This is a genomic window from Novosphingobium sp. FG90, from assembly GCF_057808725.1.
On sequence record NZ_JBMDIO010000001.1, the window covers coordinates 95,847 to 112,865 of the forward strand.

The window sequence follows — 17,019 nt, forward strand, 5'->3', positions numbered from 1 at the left end:
CAGCTCTTCGGAGAGATCGACCCGCCTCAGCGCCTGCTGATGGGGCCGGGGCCGATCAACGCCCACCCGCGCGTGCTGCGGGCGATGAGCGCCGACCTGCTCGGCCAGTTCGATCCCGAGATGACCGGGTTCATGAATCAGGTCATGGCGCTCTACCGCCCGATCTTCGGGACGCAGAACCAGTGGACGATGCTGGTCGACGGCACCGCCCGCGCCGGAATCGAGGCCGCGCTGGTCAGTCTCGTCGCGCCCGGCGATGTGGTGCTGGTGGTGAACTTCGGTCGCTTCGGCCTGCTGCTGACCGAAATCCTTCAGCGCATCGGTGCTATCATCGAGACGGTCGAGGCGCCGTGGGGCGAAGTGGTGCCGATGCAGCGCATCGCCAACGCCATCGCCCGTTGCCATCCCAAGGTCGTTGCGACCATCCACGGCGACACCTCGACGACGATGGCGCAGCCGCTGGAAGGCTTCGGCGAACTGTGCCGCCAGGCGGGTGCGCTGTCCTACGTCGATGCGACCGCGACGATCGGCGGCATGGAACTGGCGGCGGATCGCTGGGATGTCGATGTGGTCACCGGCGGCCTGCAGAAGTGCCTTGGCGGGCCTTCAGGCTCGGCCCCGATCACGATTTCCGACCGCGCCGCCGAGCATATCGGCAAGCGCCGTCATGTCGAGCAGGGCATCCGCAGTGCCGGGATGGTGGATGGCGCTGGGCCGCGCATCTGCTCCAACTATTTCGACCTGGCGATGATCATGGACTACTGGTCCGAGAAGCGCCTGAACCACCATACGGAGGCGACCTCGATGCTCTATGCGGCCCGCGAATGCGCGCGCATCGCGCTGGGCGAGGGGCTGGAAGCGCGCTATGCCCGTCATGCATCGGCAGGCCGGGCGATGACGGCAGGGCTACGCGCGATGGGCCTGACGGTGTTCGGCGACGACCGCTATCGCATGACCAACGTGACCGGCGTGTACATCCCCGAAAGCGTCGATGGCGAAGCCGTGCGCAAGGCCATGCGCGAACTGTTCGAGATCGAGATCGGCACTGCTTTCGGACCGCTGCAGGGCAAGATCTGGCGCATCGGCGCGATGGGTTACAATGCGATGAAGCACAAGGTGCTGCTCACGCTGGCGGCGCTGGAATCATGCCTGCAGATGCAGGGCTTCGTGCTGCCCGTGGGCGAGGCGGTGCCGGCGGCGATCGCGGCGTGGGAGGCGTGAGGGTGCGCGCGCAGCGGGGGCTTCGGCAGGTTCAGCCTGAGCGGCATTCTCTTAAGCGGTTTATCCCCACGCTGCTCGTCCCGAGCTTGTCGAAGGACCGCAACGCCACGGTGCGCCCATGACCCGCGACCTTATCGGCTACGGCCAGACCCCGCCCGATCCGCAGTGGCCGAACGGTGCGCGCGTGGCCGTGCAGTTCGTCGTCAATTACGAGGAGGGCGCCGAGAATTCCGTGCTCAACGGGGACAAGGGCTCCGAGGCGTTCCTTTCCGAGATGGTCGGTGCGGGCAGCCACCCCGACCGGGCAATGGCGATGGAAAGCCTCTACGAATATGGCAGCCGCGCCGGGTTCTGGCGCCTCCACCGCCTGTTCACCGAACGCGGCCTTCCCGTCACCGTTTTCGGCGTGGCCAGGGCCATGGACATGAACCCCGAAGCGGTCGCGGCGATGCTCGCGGCCGACTGGGAAATCGCCAGCCACGGCCTGCGCTGGATCGACTATCAGTACCAGCCCGAAGAGGTCGAACGCGCGCACATCGCAGAGGCCATCGCGCTGCATGAGAAGCTGACGGGTCAGCGCCCGCTCGGCTGGTATCAGGGTCGCACCTCGCCCAACACTGCGCGGCTGGTGGCGGAGGAGGGCGGGTTTCTCTACGATGCGGACAGCTACGCCGACGACCTGCCGTACTGGGACACCAGGTACGGGAAGCCCCAGCTGATCGTGCCTTATACGCTCGACGTCAACGATATGAAGATCGTCGCGCTCAACGGCTTCACCGAGGGCGAACAGTTCTTCCGCCACATGCGCGACACGTTCGACCAGCTGCGCGAGGAGGGCGGGCGGATGATGTCGGTCGGCCTCCACGCCCGCATTGCCGGCAAGCCCGGCCGCGCGCGGTGGCTGGCGAAGTTCCTCGACCATGTCACGGCCAGCGGTGATGCCTGGGTGGCACGCCGTATCGACATCGCGCGACACTGGATGGAGGTGCATCCTTATGCGGATCAATGATCCCGTGCTTCTCGCCGAAGTGACCCACGCCTTCCACGCCTACGAGACGGCGCTGATGGCAGACGACATTCCGGCGATGGACGCGCTGTTCCACGATGCCCCCACCACCAACCGCTACGGCGTGGGTGAAGTGCTCTACGGCATCGCGGAGATTCGCGAGTTCCGCAAGGGTCGCGGCGGCTCCCCGCAGCGGAGGCTGGGGAAGGTCGCGATCACCGTCTACGGCGACAATTTCGCCACCGCCGATGCCGAATTCTTCCGCGAGGGCTCGGACCGCCGGGGGCGCCAGACGCAATCGTGGGTGCGCTTCACCGATGGCTGGAAAGTCGTCTCCGCCCATGTCAGCCTGGAGGGGACCACATCGTGACCGCCCTGTTCGAACACAGCCCCTGGGTGGAAGAGCGCGCCGATGCGAGGCCCTCTTCGGGTGATCGTCATGCTGACCTGATGGCGGTGATGTATGCCGCCGCTCCGGACGAGCAACTCGCCCTTATCCGCGCGCATCCCGAGCTTGCGGGCAAGGCCGCCATCGACCGCACCCTGACCGAAGCCAGCACCGCCGAACAGGCCAGCGCCGGCCTCGACCGCCTGACGCCTGACGAATATGCCGAATTCCACCGTCTGAACGCCGCTTACCGCGCGGCGTTCAACTTTCCTTTCATCATCTGCGTGCGCCTGACCGACAAGGCTGGTATCCTCGCCGCGATGGAACGCCGTCTCGCGAATGACTGCGAGACCGAAGTGGCGACCGCGCTGGAGCAGATCGGTGAAATCGTCCGCCTGCGTCTGGAAGACATGACATGATCGATGCGATAGGCCTCCCTGCCCTTGAGGCGCAGCTTGCCCGCGAACTGGAGCTGATCGGCTTCGCCCGCCCGGAATGGGTGCGCCCGCGGGACCTCGATGGAGTTGCGGTGCTTGACGTCGCGGTGATCGGCGGCGGTCAGTGCGGCCTCTCCGCCGCGCTGGGCCTGCGGCGTGAGGGCGTCACCAACGTGCGCGTCTTCGACGAGAACGAGGCGGGCTACGAAGGACCCTGGGAAACCTACGCGCGCATGGTCACGCTGCGCACGCCCAAGCACCTCAACCCGATCGACTTCGGCGTGCCCTCGCTGACTTATCGCGCCTGGTGGGAGGCGCAGCACGGGAGTGCGGGCTGGGAGGCAATCGACAAGATCGCGCGTGGTGACTGGATGGAGTATCTGCGCTGGTATCGGCGCGTGCTCGACCTGCCGGTGGAGAACGGCGCGAAGCTGGAACGGATCGAGCCGCTGCCCGATCTCGGCGTGCATCGCCTGCACTTCGCTGGCGGCATGGTGGAACATGCGCGCAAGGTGGTGCTCGCCACCGGTATCCAGGGCGGCGGGGAGTGGCACACCCCGGCGATGGTCAGCGACAACCTTTCCCGGCACCTATGGGCGCACACGAGCGAACCTATCGATTTCGCGCGGCTGCACGGCAAGCGCATCGGCGTGCTGGGCGGCGGGGCATCGGCCTTCGACAACGCCAACTTCGCGCTGACGCAGGGCGTCGCGACGGCGGAAGTGTTCATGCGTCGCAAGCAGCTGCCGCGCATCAACCCGATCCGGTTCATGGAGCGCGTGGGTTTCACCGCCCGCTATCCCGCCTTGGACGATGCGACCAAGTACGCCGCGATGGACGCCTTTCTCGGCCACAACCAGCCGCCGACGAACGACACGTTCGAGCGCGCGGCATCGTGGCCCGGCTTTGCGCTGCACCTTGGCGCGCCGTGGCTCGACGTGAAGGAGCATACCAATGAAGCCGGGAATCTGGTGCGCGTCACGACGCCGCAGGGCATCCATGATTTCGACTTCGTCGTGATCTCCACCGGGCTGCTCAGCGATCCCGGGCTGCGGCCCGAACTGGCGCAGATTTCCGACCTTATCGCCCGCTGGCGAGACCGGGTGACGCCGCCAGGCAAGCCCAATGCGCTGATCGATGCGCACCCGTATCTCGGTAGTGCCTTCGAGTTCCTGCCGCGCGACGGGGTGGACGGCGCGCCGCTGCACGGGCTTTTTGCCTTCAACTATTCGGCGCTGGTCAGCCTGGGCCTCTCCGCCTCTGCGCTGTCGGGCCTGCACAATGCGCTGCCACGGCTGGTCAGGGGGGTCGCCGACCAGCTCTTCCTCGACGACCGGGAGGCTCTGGTGGCCGACTTCCTCGATTATGACGAACACGAGTTCCTTGGCGTATGGCCGCGTGCCGAAGAGGAGGAGGTCGCATGAGCAGCCTTTCCACCCATGTCCTCGATACCACGCATGGTTCCCCCGCAACGGGTATCTCGCTGTGCCTGGAGACCGGATCGGGCACGATCCTGTTCACCGGCGAGACCAATGCCGATGGCCGTTGCCCAGGACTTCCGGCGCTGCCGACCGGGTCCTATCGCCTGACCTTCGCGGTTGCTGCCTACTTCCGGGGCAAGGGCGTCAAACTGCCCGAGCCGCCCTTCCTCGACCATGTGTCGATCGATTTCGGCATCGCCGATCCGGACGGACATTATCACGTGCCGCTGCTGGTCTCCCCCTTCGGCTATTCGACCTACCGGGGCAGCTGACATGACGGTGCGTTTCCTTCTCGATGGCGAAGTGGTCGAACTGGACGCGGTCGATCCGACCGCGTCCGTGCTCGATCACTTGCGCTACTCCATGCGTCGTACTGGCACCAAGGAGGGCTGCGCCGAAGGTGATTGCGGGTCCTGCACGGTGCTGGTCGGTTCGCTGGAGGGACAGGGCATCGCATGGCGCGCGGTCAATTCCTGCATCCAGTTCCTGCCGATGCTGGACGGCAAGGCGGTAATGACCGTGGAGAGCCTCAAGGACGCCGATGGCGCGCTCAATGCGTTGCAGGAGACGATGGCCTGCAACGGCAGCTCCCAATGCGGCTTCTGCACGCCGGGGTTCGTCATGTCGCTGCATGGCCGCACCATCGGTGCGCGCGGTTGCGATCTGCCCGTCGAGGACGTGATCGCGGGCAACTTGTGCCGCTGCACCGGCTATGGTCCGATCATAGAGGCGGGCGAGGGCGCAGCTCCTTTCGGGCAGGATGACACTGCGGTGGTCGCCGCTCTCAAGGGTCTGGAGGGCAGCACTTCGGGAGAGGGGCAGGGCCGCCGTTGGTTCGCGCCGCGCTCCTGCGATGAACTGGCTGCGCTGCTGGCAGAGCATCCCGACGCCCGCATGGTCGCAGGAGCTACGGACGTCGGCTTGTGGGTGACGAAGGGCCTTCGCGACCTTGGCACCGTGATCTTCCTCGGCGGCATCGCCGAACTCGCAAAGATCGAAGAGACTGATGACGCGCTGACCCTCGGCGCGGGCGTGCGCTATGCCGATGCGCATGCAGCGATGGCGCGGCTGCACCCGGACCTTGGCGAACTGGTGCGCCGCATCGGCGGGCTGCAGGTGCGCAACGCGGGGACCGTGGGCGGCAACATCGCCAATGGGTCGCCGATCGGGGACGGCCCGCCGGCGCTCATCGCGCTGGGGGCTCGGTTGACCCTGCAGAGTGCGACGGGGCGCCGGACGATGCCGCTGGAGGACTATTTCGTCGCTTACGGCAAGCAGGACAGGCAGCCCGGCGAGTTCGTCGAATCCATCCATATCCCGCGTCCTCCGAGGGATGCGGTGGTGCTGATCTCCAAGCTCTCGCGCCGGTTCGACAGCGACATCTCGGCTGTCTGCGGTGCCTTCGCGTTGCGCGTCGAGGCGGGTGTGATCCGTGAGGCGCGCGTCGCGTTCGGCGGCATGGCGGCAACCCCGAAGCGGGCCGCCGGGTGTGAGGCGGCCCTGATCGGCCAGTCCTTCGCGGAAACCACGATAACGGCCGCTGTCGAGGCGCTGAAGGTGGATTTCGAACCGCTGACCGACGTGCGCGGTTCCTCCACCTATCGCATAGAGGCGGCCGCGAACCTGCTGCGCCGCCTCTGGCTGCGTTCGCAAGGCGTGGCGACTTGCGTGCTGGAGGCGGTCGATGGCTGAGCGTGATCCCGCCTGGAAGGTGCTGCCCAAGCCCTCGCATCCGCACGACAGCGCGCGCCTCCATGTTGCGGGCGAGGCGCGCTATGCGGACGACCTGACCGAGCCGGTTGACATGCTGCACCTCGCCTTCGGCCAGTCGAGCGAGGCTCGGGCGCGCATCGTCTCGATGGATCTGTCCGAGGTCCGCGCGTCTCCCGGCGTCGTCGCAGTCTATACTGCCGCCGACATTCCCGGCGCGAACGACGTCAGCCCTGTCGCGGGCGACGACCGGCTGCTCGCCGATGGGGAAGTCATCACCCATGGACAGGCGGTGTTCCTCGTCGCCGCGACCAGCCAGCGCGCGGCCCGCATCGCCGCGCGGCTTGGCCGCATCGCATATGAACCGCTTCCTGCCGCCTTGACCGTGGCCGATGCGCAGGCTGCCGGATCGCACATCGAGCCCGCGCAGCGCATGGCACGGGGCGATGCTTCTGCCGCGATGGACGCAGCGCCGCACCGCCTTTCGGGTCGCTTCGCCATGGGCGGGCAGGACCACTTCTACCTTGAAGGCCAGGTCTCGGTCGCGACGCCGGGCGAGGATGGGCAGGTCCATGTCCTGTGCTCCACGCAGCATCCAAGCGAAGTCCAGCACCTCGTCGCCCACATGCTGCACGTTTCGTCCGCCGACGTGACGGTCGAGGTGCGGCGCATGGGCGGCGCCTTCGGGGGCAAGGAGACGCAGGCTGCGCTGTTCGCCGCCGCCGCCGCGCTGGTGGCGAGCAAGACCGGCCGTCCCGCCAAGTTCCGCTGCGACCGTGACGACGACATGGTCATGACCGGTAAGCGTCACCCCTTCGAAGTGACCTACGAGGTCGGCTTCGACGGGGAGGGTCGCCTGCTGGCGCTGTCGCTGCACCTCGCGTCGGCCTGCGGGGCGACAGTGGACCTCTCGCCCGCGATCAATGACCGTGCGATGTTCCATTCGGACAACTGCTACTTCCTGCCCGACGTCGAGGTCATGTCCGAGCGGTTGAAGACCAACACCGTCTCGGCCACCGCCTTCCGGGGCTTCGGCGGGCCGCAGGGCATGCTGGCGATCGAGCGGGTGATCGACGACGTGGCGATGGCGCTCGGCCGTGACCCGCTCGATGTGCGGGTGCTGAACCTTTATGGGCCGAGGCGAGAGACGACCCCTTACGCGATGACGGTAGCTGACAACGTCGCACCGCAAATCATCGCCCGGCTGCGCCAGACCTCGCGCTACGACGAGCGGGCGAAGGCGGTCGAGGCGTTCAACGCCGCCAACCCGGTGCTCAAGAAGGGTATCGCGCTGACACCGGTGAAGTTCGGCATCAGCTTCACCACGACCCATCTCAACCAGGCGGGTGCGCTCGTCCACGTCTATGCCGACGGCTCGATCCAGGTGAACCATGGGGGCACCGAGATGGGGCAGGGGCTCTACACCAAGGTCGCGCGGGTCGTGGCCGATGTCTTCGCGGTCCCGATGGAGACCATCCGCATCACCGCGACCCGTACCGACAAGGTGCCCAACACGTCCGCCACGGCGGCAAGCTCGGGCGCGGATCTCAACGGCATGGCGGCACACAACGCGGCGATGACGATCCGCGACCGGCTGACCGAATTCCTTGCCCGTACCTACGGACTGAATGAGGGGGAGGTGCACTTCACCCCCGGCGGCGTGATCGTCGGCGCGGAGACGCTGGATTTCGCGCAAGTCGCGCGCAAGGCGCACATCGGGCGCGTGTCGCTATCCTCCACCGGATACTACGCGACACCGGGGATCGAGTACGACCGCTCGGTCTTCAAGGGGCGCCCGTTTTACTACTTCGCCTATGGCGCCGCAGTGAGCGAGGTCGTGGTCGATACCCTGACCGGCGAGCACAAGGTGCTGGCGGTCGACATCATCCATGACGTCGGCCGTTCGCTCAACCCGGTGATCGACAAGGGCCAGATCGAGGGTGGCTTCATCCAGGGGCAGGGCTGGCTGACGACCGAGGAACTGGTGTGGGACGGCAAGGGCCGCTTGCTGACGCACAGCCCCGCGACCTACAAGATCCCCACCGCTTCCGACCGCCCCAGGCATTTCACCGTGACCTTGTGGGACGGCGAGAACGTCGAGCCGACCATCAACCGCTCCAAGGCGGTGGGCGAGCCGCCGTTCATGCTGGCGATCTCGGTGTTCTCGGCACTGAACCGCGCCGTCGCTGCGACCGTACCCGCCAAGCGCGCGCTGCCGCAACTCGACGCGCCCTGCACGCCCGAGCGTATCCTCAAGGCGATCGCGGCGTTTTCGGCATGACGCAGTGGATCGGCTGGTTGCGGCGGCTGGACCGGACGGTCCCGACCGCGATGGTGTCCGTGCTCGCCAGCGAGGGATCGGCCCCGCGCGGCGCGGGCACGCGGATGCTCGTTACCGCGCAGGGACAGGAAGGCACCATCGGCGGTGGCCAGCTCGAATACCGGGCGGTGGAGCAGGCGCGCGCGATCCTCGATCATGCGCCGGGCACGTGGCGGGTGCAGGATTACCCCCTCGGCCCTCTGCTGGGACAGTGCTGCGGGGGCAGGGTGCGCGTGCTGGTGGAGCATCTCGATACGGATGCGCTCGACTGGCTGCACGATGCCGAACCGGGGCGGATGCTGGCGACCAGTTTTGCCGAGGCTACGCTGATGCGCCGCGTGTTCGAGCGCGAGACGGCGACCCGCCAGTCCGCCCGGGGCGACAAGCCGGAAGTCGGCGCCCGGATCGTCGAGCCGGTGGGCGAGCGGCCGCGTCCGGTCTACCTGTTCGGCGCGGGCCATGTCGGGCAGGCCATTGCCCGACACATGACCGGCCTGCCGCTCCAGCTCGCCTGGTTCGACACCCGGCCCGAGCAGGCGCATATCGACGGCGTGACCCTGGTGCCCGAGGAAGAGATCGCGCACTGCGTCGCCGAGGCCCCGGCCGATGCGGCAGTGCTGATCCTGACTCACGATCATCCGCTGGACTATCACCTGACATTGGCGGCGCTGGGCCGGATCGATCCGGTGGCGTTCGTCGGCCTGATCGGTTCTTCTACCAAGATCGCCCGCTTCCGCTCGCGGCTCGCGGCCGATGGAATTTCCCCGCAGGCGCTGGAGCGCCTGACCGCGCCGATCGGCGTGCCCGGCGTCACCGGCAAGGAGCCGGACGTGATCGCCATCGCGGTCTGCGCTCAGCTTCTGCAATTGAGAGGGTATTGATGATCCGCGTTTTCCGCGCCGAAATTCTTTCGGTAGCGCAAGATCCACGCGATTGGGTCGAGGCCGTGCGCCACGAGCCCGATGGTCTGCTCGTCGTCGAAGACGGCGTGGTCATCGCGCGCGGCCCTTACGCCGAGCTGGCCGACAGGTATCCCGAGCCCGAAGTGCTTCCCGGCCTCGTCGTGCCCGGTTTCATCGACGCCCACGTCCACTACCCCCAGACGGACCGCATCGCGTCCTACGGGGAACAACTGCTCGACTGGCTCGACAAGCACATCTTCCCGGCGGAGAAGGCTTTCGCCGACAAGACCCACGCCGATGCCGTCGCGGCGTTTTTCCTCGATGAACTGCTGCGCAACGGCACTACCAGCGCGCTGGTCTATCCCACCGTCCACGAACAGTCGGTCGATGCCCTGTTCGAGGCCGCGCTGGAGCGGCGGATGCGGATCGTCTCGGGCAAGGTTCTGATGGACCTCGGGTCGGAGGGGCTGAAGGACACCGTCGCCTCCGGCCGCGCGCAGACCGAGGCGCTGATCCGTCGCTGGCGGGGGCGCGGGCGATTGGGCTATGCGGTGACGCCGCGCTTCGCGCTCGCCTCCAGCGATGCGCAGCTTGCGGACGCGGGTGCCTTGCTGGCCGAGCATCCCGACGTGCTGATGCACACCCACTTGTCGGAGAACCTCCACGAAGTCGCCGCCGTCGCCGCGCGGTTCCCGGACAGCGCCGATTACCTCGACGTTTACGACCGCTTCGGGCTCGTCACCTCGCGTTCGGTCTTCGCGCACGGCATCCACTTGTCCGACCGGGCCTGCACCCGCCTGCACGAGAGCGGTGCGGGCGTCGCGGTCTGCCCGTCCTCCAACCTGTTTCTGGGGTCCGGGCACTTCAACTTCGGGCAGGCGGACCGGCATGCCTTGCGGCTGGGCCTCGGCACTGACGTTGGCGCGGGGACGTCGTTCTCGATGCTGCGAACCGCCGGGTTCGCCTATCAGGCGGCGCTGGCCCGCGAGGACCGGCTCGATCCGTTCCGTGCGCTCTATCTCGCCACGGCGGGAAGCGCTTCGCTGCTGCACATCGCCGACCGTGTGGGCGCGCTGGAAGTGGGGCAGGAGGCGGACTTCGTCGTGCTCGACAGCGCCGCCACGCCGCTGATGGCGCGACGCACGGCCAGGGAAAACGGGGGCGCGGACCTTGCCACGCGGCTTTTCGCACTCCAGATCCTCGGCGACGAGCGCGCCATTTCCCGTACTTACCTACTGGGCGAATGCGCGTACAAAAGGACACCATGACCGATCTTGCCCAGTTTATCGCCGGCCTGCCCAAGGCCGAACTGCATCTCCACATCGAAGGTAGCCTCGAGCCCGAACTGATGTTCGCGCTGGCGCAGCGTAACGGCGTCGCCATCCCATACGCCTCGGTGGAGGAGGTGCGGGCCGCCTACGATTTCTCGAACCTGCAGGACTTCCTCGACATCTACTACGCGGGCGCCGACGTGCTGCGGACCCGCGCCGATTTCCACGACCTCGCGATGGCTTACTTCACGCGCGCGGCGTCGGACGGGGTGGTCCATGCGGAGATCATGTTCGATCCCCAGACCCACACCGACCGGGGCATCCCCTTTGCCGAGGTGATCGAGGGGATGCTGTCCGCGATGGCCGCCGCCGAAGCAGAATTCGGCCTGACCTCGCAGCTGATCCTCTCGTTTCTGCGGCACTTGCCGGAAGAGGCCGCGTTTGCGACCTTGGAGATGGCCGAGCCCTGGCTGGAGCGGATCACGGCGGTCGGGCTCGACAGTTCGGAAGTCGGTCATCCGCCCGCCAAGTTCGCCCGCGTCTTCGCGGCGGCGCGCGAAAAGGGCCTCAAGATCACCGCCCATGCGGGAGAGGAAGGTCCACCCGCCTACGTTCACGAGGCGCTCGACCTGCTCGGCGTCGACCGCATCGACCACGGCAATCGCGCGCTGGAGGACGCGGCGCTGGTGTCGCGCCTCGCGGCCGAGGGAATGACGCTGACGGTCTGTCCGCTGTCGAACCTCAAGCTCTGCGTGGTGAAGGACCTTGCCGACCATCCGCTCGACCGGATGCTGGCGGAAGGGCTGAAGGCGACGGTGAATTCGGACGATCCGGCCTATTTCGGCGGCTACGTGGCCGACAATTACCGGGCGGTCGCAGAGGCGAGGGGGCTCTCTCGCGACGATCTGGTGACCTTGGCGCGCAACAGCTTCACTGGCTCGTTTCTGCCGCCCGAGGCCGTCGCACGGCATGTCGAGCGGTTGGAGGCTTACGCGGCGGGGTGAGCCGTCAGGGGGTATGCGTTGCCCTCCACGCATCGTCACCCTGAACTTGTTTCAGGGCCCATCGGGCAGCGTATTCCATCGGATCAGTTCGCCTCCGCGCTGGCGGTTTGCAGCCGAAAGCGCGGATGGTGAGGCACTATGGACCCTGAAACAAGTTCAGGGTGACGCCAGGGTTACGGGGCGGGCCGAATTTCTCGGCCCGCCGCTGACCTCAAACGTCCTGCGCTCCGAGCCAGTGCTCGTTTTCAGGCGGGACGAAGTTGACGATACGGTCGATCATCGCCTCGGGGTCCTTCTCGACGATCAGCATCGCGCGGTGGCGCGGCTGGAGGAAGCCTTCTTCCACCACGTTGTCGATGAACTGGCCCAGCCCCGAGTAGAACCCGTTGACGTCGAGCAGGCCCACCGGCTTGTTGTGATAGCCGAGCTGCGTCCAGCACCAGGCTTCGAACATTTCCTCGAACGTGCCGATGCCGCCGGGCAGGGTGACGAAACCGTCCGAGAGGTTGGCCATCATCGCCTTGCGTTCGTGCATGGTCTTGACGACGTGAAGCTCGGTGATGCCCTGGTGGTCGTGCTCGCGCGCGCGCAGGGCCTCGGGGATGACGCCGATGACTTCGCCGCCCGCCGCGCAGGCCGCGTCCGCGACCACGCCCATCAGGCCGACCATGCCGCCGCCGTAGACGAGGCCGATGCCGCGCTTGGCCAGCAGCGTGCCGAATTGGTGCGCAGCCTCGCGGTAGAGGGGATTAACGCCCGCCGAGGAGCCGAGATAGACGCAGATCCGCATGATCAGCCAAGCCTCTCGGGAACCGAGCGTGCTTCCTCGACGATGGCGTCCTTGGTGCCGACCGATTCCCACGGGAACACGAACCAACGCTTGTCCTCGTCACGGTCGATGGCATCGACGTAGAGTTCGGCGACCGCCTTGGAGCGGGTGTTGTTGATCAGCACCGCGAAGCGCAGGTTTTCGGCGTCGCAGCCATTGTCGCCCAGTAGGTTGCGGATGTACTCGATGGTGCCGCCGCTGTCGTTGATGTCGTCGACGAAGAGCAGGCGCTTGCCCTCGGCGGTCATCCCGGCGACCTTGCCCAGCAGTTCGTCGGCGAAGCCGGGAACCTTGGCCGAGTGGTCGATCGACAGCATCGGCACTTCCAGCTGGTGCGAGATGTAGACCGCCGGCACGAGGCCGCCGCGGCCGACGCCGATGATGAATTCGGGCTGCCATTCGCCGCCCGCGATCTTGCGCGAAAGCACGCGGACCTTGGCGAGGAAGTCCTCGTAGTATTCGAGGTAATGCAGTTGGGGTTCTTCGGTCTGGCTCATGCGGAGCGAATCCTGTCCGGCGATGTCGGGAAAGTTCCGCGAATATCGCCTGCCTGCTGTCAGGGCAATCGCCTGTCGGCCCGTTTTACCCGCCGGGCCGCATCGATTCGAGATAGCTGAGCTTCGAGAACCCGTTCTCGATCTCGCTCAGCACGATCCCTGCGGCGTAGGAGGGTGTGCGCGCCGAGTTGGTGCAGAGCGCCAGCGTCATCGGCCTGAGCATGGCGTCTGAAATGCGGGTAAAGGCGAGCTGTCCGGCCTGGACTTCGGTAATCACGTCCAGTGAGGAGAGGATGCCGATGCCCAGGCCTTCCTGCACCAGCGAGGTGATCATCTGGATGTTGTCGGACGTAGCCTTGCGGTCCATCTCCATGCCGGTCGCGCCTTCGAGAACGGCAATCTGCTGGCTCACTGCGAGCGGTTCGGAAGGCAGGATCAGCGGCAGGCCGGTGCAGGCCGTGAAGCGCGCCTCGCCCTGCTGGCCGAGCGGATGGTTGGCGGGCGTCACGAAACCGAGCACGACTTCGACGAAGGAACGCACGTTGAGGTCGCGGTAGCTCTGTGGCTCGAACATGATGCCGAAGTCGGCATCGCCGTTGGCCACGGCCTTGCGGACCTGGTCGTTCTCCAGCACTTTAACGTCCACGGTGATGCCGGGGTAGCGCTCGTTGATGGTGCGGATGGCGGCGGGGATGTGCCCTTTCGCCAAAGCCTCGATCACCGCCATCTCCACGTGACCGCGTTTGAGCCCGCGCAAGTCCTCTATCTGCGCGCGGATGTCCTGCATGTTCTTCTGCCAGCGGTTGCCCGCCGCCATCATGATCTCTCCCGCCGCCGTCAGGCGCAGGCCGGTGGGCAGGCGCTCGAACAGAGGTGTGCCGATCTCCGCCTCGACGTTGAGGATCTGGCGGGCGATGGCCGAGGCCGAGACATTGAGTTCGTCGGCGGCCTTGCGGATCGAACCGTGGCGGCCGACGACCATGAAATAGCGCAGAAAACGGGAAAAGGCGGGCATGGCGACTTTAGACCTGCTCTAATTTTTGCAACGGACCGTGGGATTCATTGCGTTTGCTAGCACTATCTCCTGTGCCGTACCACCGCTAGCAATACCGGAAGGTGCGATCCGACGAACGCGATTTCCCGATCCTCTCCCTACAGGGGGATCGTCGGTCGCCGGAGCCGCACTTTTGGTAAGGGGGCGCGCCGGTGCCGGGTGAATCCACCGAACCTGCGCGGGTGCGCCCCCCGTTCTCGGGGTTCTAGTTACAATGATTGCTTATCGATCCGGCCGCCCCTTGAGGGCTTCCTTGCGTGCGCTGGCGCTTGCTGCAGCAGCGGGCCTGCTTGCGCCCGTCGCTGCGGCAGCGGCGGAGCCTGCGCTGCCGGAAATTCCCAAGGTCACGCCGATTCCGGTGAAGGTCATCGTCGTCGCCACCTTCGAGCCGGGCGAGGACAAGGGCGATGCCCCAGGCGAATTCCAGGCCTGGGCCGAGCGCGAGCATCTGGACGAGGTGATCCCGGTCAAGGGCACGCTTCACCCGCTGCGCCGCAATGCGGACGGGCTCTATGGCATGGTCTGGGGCAGCCCGGACACGATGATCGGCAGCGTGTCCGACCAGCTGACCGCGCTGCTGATGGACCCGCGCTTCGATTTCACGAAGACGTACTGGCTGTTCACCGGCATCTCCGGCGTCGATCCGCAGCTCGCCTCGGTCGGCAGCGCGGCGTGGTCGCGCTGGGTGGTCGACGGCGACAAGCTGCGCGAGTTCGACGACCGCGAAGTGCCAAAGGACTGGCCTTATGGCCTGTTCGCGATCGGCGCCGACAAGCCGAACACTCTGCCCGGAGCCACCCAGGACTTCGCGGGCTTCACCGATACCCGTAAGCTGGCGATGTCGGCCGAGCTTAACCAGGGCCTCGCCTATTGGGCCTATGAGCTAAGCAAGGATGTGAAGATCCCGGACTCGCCCGAGCTTCAGGCCGACCGCGCACGCTGGAAGGGCTGGCCCAATGCCCAGAAGCCGCCGTTCGTGCTGATGGGCGAGACCTTGGGCGGCCTGCGCTACTGGCACGGCCCGAGCCGCACGCAGTGGGCGCGCGACTGGGTCAAGCTGTGGACCGGCGGCAAGGGCCGCTTCGCCATGACCAACATGGAAAGCCAGATCCAGCAGGGCTCGATCCTGATCGCGGCCAAGAATGGTCTGGTCGATGCGAACCGCGTCATGGTGCTGCGCACCGGCTCCAACCCCTCGATGCCGCCTCCGGGCGTCTCGGCGGTCGAGAGCGTCGCCAACGAAGGCGCAGGCCAGAAGGCCGCGTTCGAGGCGAATTACCTCGTCGGCGCGCCGGTCGTGCACGAACTGCTCAAGCACTGGGACAAGTACGAGGCTACCGTGCCGAAGGCCCCCGTACCGTGAGGCGCCTCGTTTCCACCCTGCTGACGACGCTGGCCTTGCCTCTCGCGGCTCCGGCCGCGCATGCGGACGAGGCGGCGGCGTCTGCCATGCTCGACGAAATGGCGAGCAATGCCGGTCGGCTGCGCGTGTTCCTGCAGGCGATGCCCAAGGGCGGCGATCTGCACAACCACCTCGGCGGCTCGGTCTATGCGGAGGACTTCCTCAAAGTCGCCGCCGCCAAGGGCATGTGCGCGGACGAGGGGATCACCCGCATCGTGCCGGGGCCGTGTCCCGCCGAACTCCAGATCGGCCCGATGGCCGAGAAGGACCCGTTCACTTATGCGAAACTGATCGACGCGATCTCGACGCGCGGTTTCCAGAAGGGCATCGGTCCGGCGCTGGTTTCCGGCCACAACCAGTTCTTCTCCAGCTTCCGCAAGTTCGGTCCTGCGGCGGATGGCGAGGACGCGCGCTGGCTGGCCGACGCCTTCGCCAGCGCAGGCCGCAACAACCTCGTCTACGTCGAACTGATGCACAATCCGGACAGCACGACGCCATTCATGCTGTCCGCGCCCGATGTTCCGCTCGACGTCGACGGCATCGCCGCCGCCTACAAGCGCGACCTTCCGGCGGCTCAGGCGTTGGTCGCGCCGGCTATCGCGGAAGTGGACGAGGAGGAAGCCTTCGCGAATAAGCGCCTCGGCTGCGGCACGAAGGCGGCCGATCCGGGCTGCGGCGTCGCGATGCACTACATCTACTCGGCCATGCGCGGATTGCCGCCGCAGGTCGTGTGGCGCTCGATGCTCGCGGGCTTCGTGCTGGCGGACAAGGACCCGCGCTTCGTCGGCGTCAACATCGTCATGCCCGAGGACGATCCGGTCGCCCTGCGCGACTACGACCTGCACATGGCGATGTTCCGCTTCCTCGAGGCGAAGTATCCCAGGGTCAACGTCACCATGCATGCTGGCGAACTGGCGCTCGGACTGGTGCCGCCCAAGGATCTCGAGGACCATATCGGCAAGGCCGTCGCCTCGGGCGCCAAACGCATCGGCCACGGCGTCGACATTGCCTATGAAGTCAACGCCCCGGAAACCCTTGCCCGCATGGCGCGGGAAGGCATCGGGGTGGAGATCAACCTCACCAGCAACGCCGTGATCCTTGGCGTGGAGGGCGGCGTCCATCCGTTGCACCTCTACCGCTCGATGGGTGTGCCGGTAATGCTTTCGACCGACGACGAGGGCGTACTGCGTTCCGACATGACCAACGAGCATGTCCGGGCGGTGCAGCAACAGGGGCTGCACTACGCCGACCTCAAGGAACTGGCGCGCAACAGCCTGGAATATTCCTTCGCACCGGGCGCGAGCCTGTGGGTGGATCGCCGCTATGGTCACGCGGTCGCGCCGTGCGCGACGGATTTCGCGGCCGGGTCCTGCAAGGCATTTCTCGCAAAGAACGAGAAAGCCACGCTGCAAGTGCGGCTGGAAATGAACTTCGATCGGTTCGAGCGCTCGCTCGACCGGTTCAAGGGCAAACAGGGCGTGGCGGGGGACTGAGTTC

At 66.6% G+C, this 17,019-nt stretch carries 16 protein-coding genes; 13 read left to right on the forward strand and 3 right to left on the reverse strand.

The genetic code is table 11. The features are described 5' to 3' along the window. The first annotated feature begins 39 nt into the window (after positions 1-39). The 11 genes from ACODRZ_RS00375 to ACODRZ_RS00425 all read left to right on the forward strand — a co-directional run bounded on the left by ACODRZ_RS00375 (position 40) and on the right by ACODRZ_RS00425 (position 11,740). Complete coding sequence (locus ACODRZ_RS00375; protein WP_488969148.1) at positions 40-1,221, forward strand: pyridoxal-phosphate-dependent aminotransferase family protein; 1,182 nt, start codon at positions 40-42, stop codon at positions 1,219-1,221. 118 nt (positions 1,222-1,339) lie between these two features. Continuing rightward, complete coding sequence (puuE, locus tag ACODRZ_RS00380; protein WP_488969041.1) at positions 1,340-2,230, forward strand: allantoinase PuuE; 891 nt, start codon at positions 1,340-1,342, stop codon at positions 2,228-2,230. Then, entirely contained in the window at positions 2,217-2,597 is a 381-nt protein-coding gene (gene hpxZ / locus ACODRZ_RS00385; RefSeq protein WP_488969042.1) for an oxalurate catabolism protein HpxZ, read from the forward strand. Before puuE ends, hpxZ begins: the two co-directional genes overlap by 14 nt. Further along, on the forward strand, positions 2,594-3,034 hold the full coding sequence (gene uraD, locus ACODRZ_RS00390; protein WP_488969043.1) for a 2-oxo-4-hydroxy-4-carboxy-5-ureidoimidazoline decarboxylase: 441 nt from the start codon (positions 2,594-2,596) through the stop codon (positions 3,032-3,034). The genes hpxZ and uraD overlap by 4 nt, the downstream gene beginning before the upstream one ends. Then, the gene (locus tag ACODRZ_RS00395; RefSeq protein WP_488969044.1) at positions 3,031-4,476 is read left to right on the forward strand and encodes an FAD-dependent oxidoreductase; all 1,446 of its coding nucleotides are present in this window, start codon (positions 3,031-3,033) and stop codon (positions 4,474-4,476) included. The genes uraD and ACODRZ_RS00395 overlap by 4 nt, the downstream gene beginning before the upstream one ends. After that, positions 4,473-4,805 carry a hydroxyisourate hydrolase gene (gene uraH / locus ACODRZ_RS00400; RefSeq protein ID WP_488969045.1) on the forward strand — a complete coding sequence of 111 codons (333 nt, stop codon included), beginning with the start codon at positions 4,473-4,475 and terminating at the stop codon, positions 4,803-4,805. Before ACODRZ_RS00395 ends, uraH begins: the two co-directional genes overlap by 4 nt. A 1-nt stretch (position 4,806) precedes the next feature. Then, the gene (xdhA, locus tag ACODRZ_RS00405) at positions 4,807-6,225 is read left to right on the forward strand and encodes a xanthine dehydrogenase small subunit (protein ID WP_488969046.1); all 1,419 of its coding nucleotides are present in this window, start codon (positions 4,807-4,809) and stop codon (positions 6,223-6,225) included. After that, positions 6,218-8,524, forward strand: a complete 2,307-nt coding sequence (gene xdhB, locus ACODRZ_RS00410) for a xanthine dehydrogenase molybdopterin binding subunit (RefSeq protein WP_488969047.1) — start codon at positions 6,218-6,220, stop codon at positions 8,522-8,524. Before xdhA ends, xdhB begins: the two co-directional genes overlap by 8 nt. Beyond that, positions 8,521-9,444, forward strand: a complete 924-nt coding sequence (xdhC, locus tag ACODRZ_RS00415) for a xanthine dehydrogenase accessory protein XdhC (protein ID WP_488969048.1) — start codon at positions 8,521-8,523, stop codon at positions 9,442-9,444. Before xdhB ends, xdhC begins: the two co-directional genes overlap by 4 nt. Then, positions 9,444-10,733: a guanine deaminase gene (gene guaD, locus ACODRZ_RS00420; RefSeq protein WP_488969049.1), complete on the forward strand. Its 1,290-nt coding sequence runs from the start codon at positions 9,444-9,446 to the stop codon at positions 10,731-10,733. Before xdhC ends, guaD begins: the two co-directional genes overlap by 1 nt. Beyond that, positions 10,730-11,740 carry an adenosine deaminase gene (locus tag ACODRZ_RS00425; protein WP_488969050.1) on the forward strand — a complete coding sequence of 337 codons (1,011 nt, stop codon included), beginning with the start codon at positions 10,730-10,732 and terminating at the stop codon, positions 11,738-11,740. Before guaD ends, ACODRZ_RS00425 begins: the two co-directional genes overlap by 4 nt. Before the next feature lie 211 nt (positions 11,741-11,951). Here the strand turns inward: ACODRZ_RS00425 and ACODRZ_RS00430 are convergent, their stop codons facing one another. The 3 genes from ACODRZ_RS00430 to ACODRZ_RS00440 all read right to left on the reverse strand — a co-directional run bounded on the left by ACODRZ_RS00430 (position 11,952) and on the right by ACODRZ_RS00440 (position 14,081). After that, the gene (locus ACODRZ_RS00430) at positions 11,952-12,530 is read right to left on the reverse strand and encodes an LOG family protein (protein ID WP_008832237.1); all 579 of its coding nucleotides are present in this window, start codon (positions 12,528-12,530) and stop codon (positions 11,952-11,954) included. A gap of 2 nt (positions 12,531-12,532) precedes the next feature. Further along, positions 12,533-13,066: a phosphoribosyltransferase gene (locus ACODRZ_RS00435; protein WP_488969051.1), complete on the reverse strand. Its 534-nt coding sequence runs from the start codon at positions 13,064-13,066 to the stop codon at positions 12,533-12,535. Between the two features lie 85 nt (positions 13,067-13,151). After that, positions 13,152-14,081: a LysR family transcriptional regulator gene (locus ACODRZ_RS00440; protein ID WP_488969052.1), complete on the reverse strand. Its 930-nt coding sequence runs from the start codon at positions 14,079-14,081 to the stop codon at positions 13,152-13,154. A gap of 292 nt (positions 14,082-14,373) precedes the next feature. Here ACODRZ_RS00440 and ACODRZ_RS00445 point away from each other — a divergent pair, with 292 nt between their 5' ends. Together ACODRZ_RS00445 and ACODRZ_RS00450 are read left to right on the forward strand one after the other, a co-directional pair. Further along, complete coding sequence (locus ACODRZ_RS00445) at positions 14,374-15,483, forward strand: purine nucleoside permease (RefSeq protein ID WP_488969053.1); 1,110 nt, start codon at positions 14,374-14,376, stop codon at positions 15,481-15,483. Beyond that, positions 15,480-17,015 carry an adenosine deaminase family protein gene (locus ACODRZ_RS00450; RefSeq protein WP_488969054.1) on the forward strand — a complete coding sequence of 512 codons (1,536 nt, stop codon included), beginning with the start codon at positions 15,480-15,482 and terminating at the stop codon, positions 17,013-17,015. The genes ACODRZ_RS00445 and ACODRZ_RS00450 overlap by 4 nt, the downstream gene beginning before the upstream one ends. Positions 17,016-17,019: the final 4 nt, after the last annotated feature.

Coding starts and splice junctions, on each gene's coding strand:
- uraH (WP_488969045.1), top strand. CDS start 4,473: ATGAGCAGCCTTTCCACCCATGTCCTCGATACCACGCATGGTTCCCCC.
- hpxZ (WP_488969042.1), top strand. CDS start 2,217: ATGCGGATCAATGATCCCGTGCTTCTCGCCGAAGTGACCCACGCCTTC.
- puuE (WP_488969041.1), top strand. CDS start 1,340: ATGACCCGCGACCTTATCGGCTACGGCCAGACCCCGCCCGATCCGCAG.
- ACODRZ_RS00375 (WP_488969148.1), top strand. CDS start 40: ATGGGGCCGGGGCCGATCAACGCCCACCCGCGCGTGCTGCGGGCGATG.
- ACODRZ_RS00435 (WP_488969051.1), bottom strand. CDS start 13,066: ATGAGCCAGACCGAAGAACCCCAACTGCATTACCTCGAATACTACGAG.
- xdhA (WP_488969046.1), top strand. CDS start 4,807: ATGACGGTGCGTTTCCTTCTCGATGGCGAAGTGGTCGAACTGGACGCG.
- ACODRZ_RS00395 (WP_488969044.1), top strand. CDS start 3,031: ATGATCGATGCGATAGGCCTCCCTGCCCTTGAGGCGCAGCTTGCCCGC.
- xdhB (WP_488969047.1), top strand. CDS start 6,218: ATGGCTGAGCGTGATCCCGCCTGGAAGGTGCTGCCCAAGCCCTCGCAT.
- ACODRZ_RS00425 (WP_488969050.1), top strand. CDS start 10,730: ATGACCGATCTTGCCCAGTTTATCGCCGGCCTGCCCAAGGCCGAACTG.
- xdhC (WP_488969048.1), top strand. CDS start 8,521: ATGACGCAGTGGATCGGCTGGTTGCGGCGGCTGGACCGGACGGTCCCG.
- guaD (WP_488969049.1), top strand. CDS start 9,444: ATGATCCGCGTTTTCCGCGCCGAAATTCTTTCGGTAGCGCAAGATCCA.
- ACODRZ_RS00430 (WP_008832237.1), bottom strand. CDS start 12,530: ATGCGGATCTGCGTCTATCTCGGCTCCTCGGCGGGCGTTAATCCCCTC.
- ACODRZ_RS00440 (WP_488969052.1), bottom strand. CDS start 14,081: ATGCCCGCCTTTTCCCGTTTTCTGCGCTATTTCATGGTCGTCGGCCGC.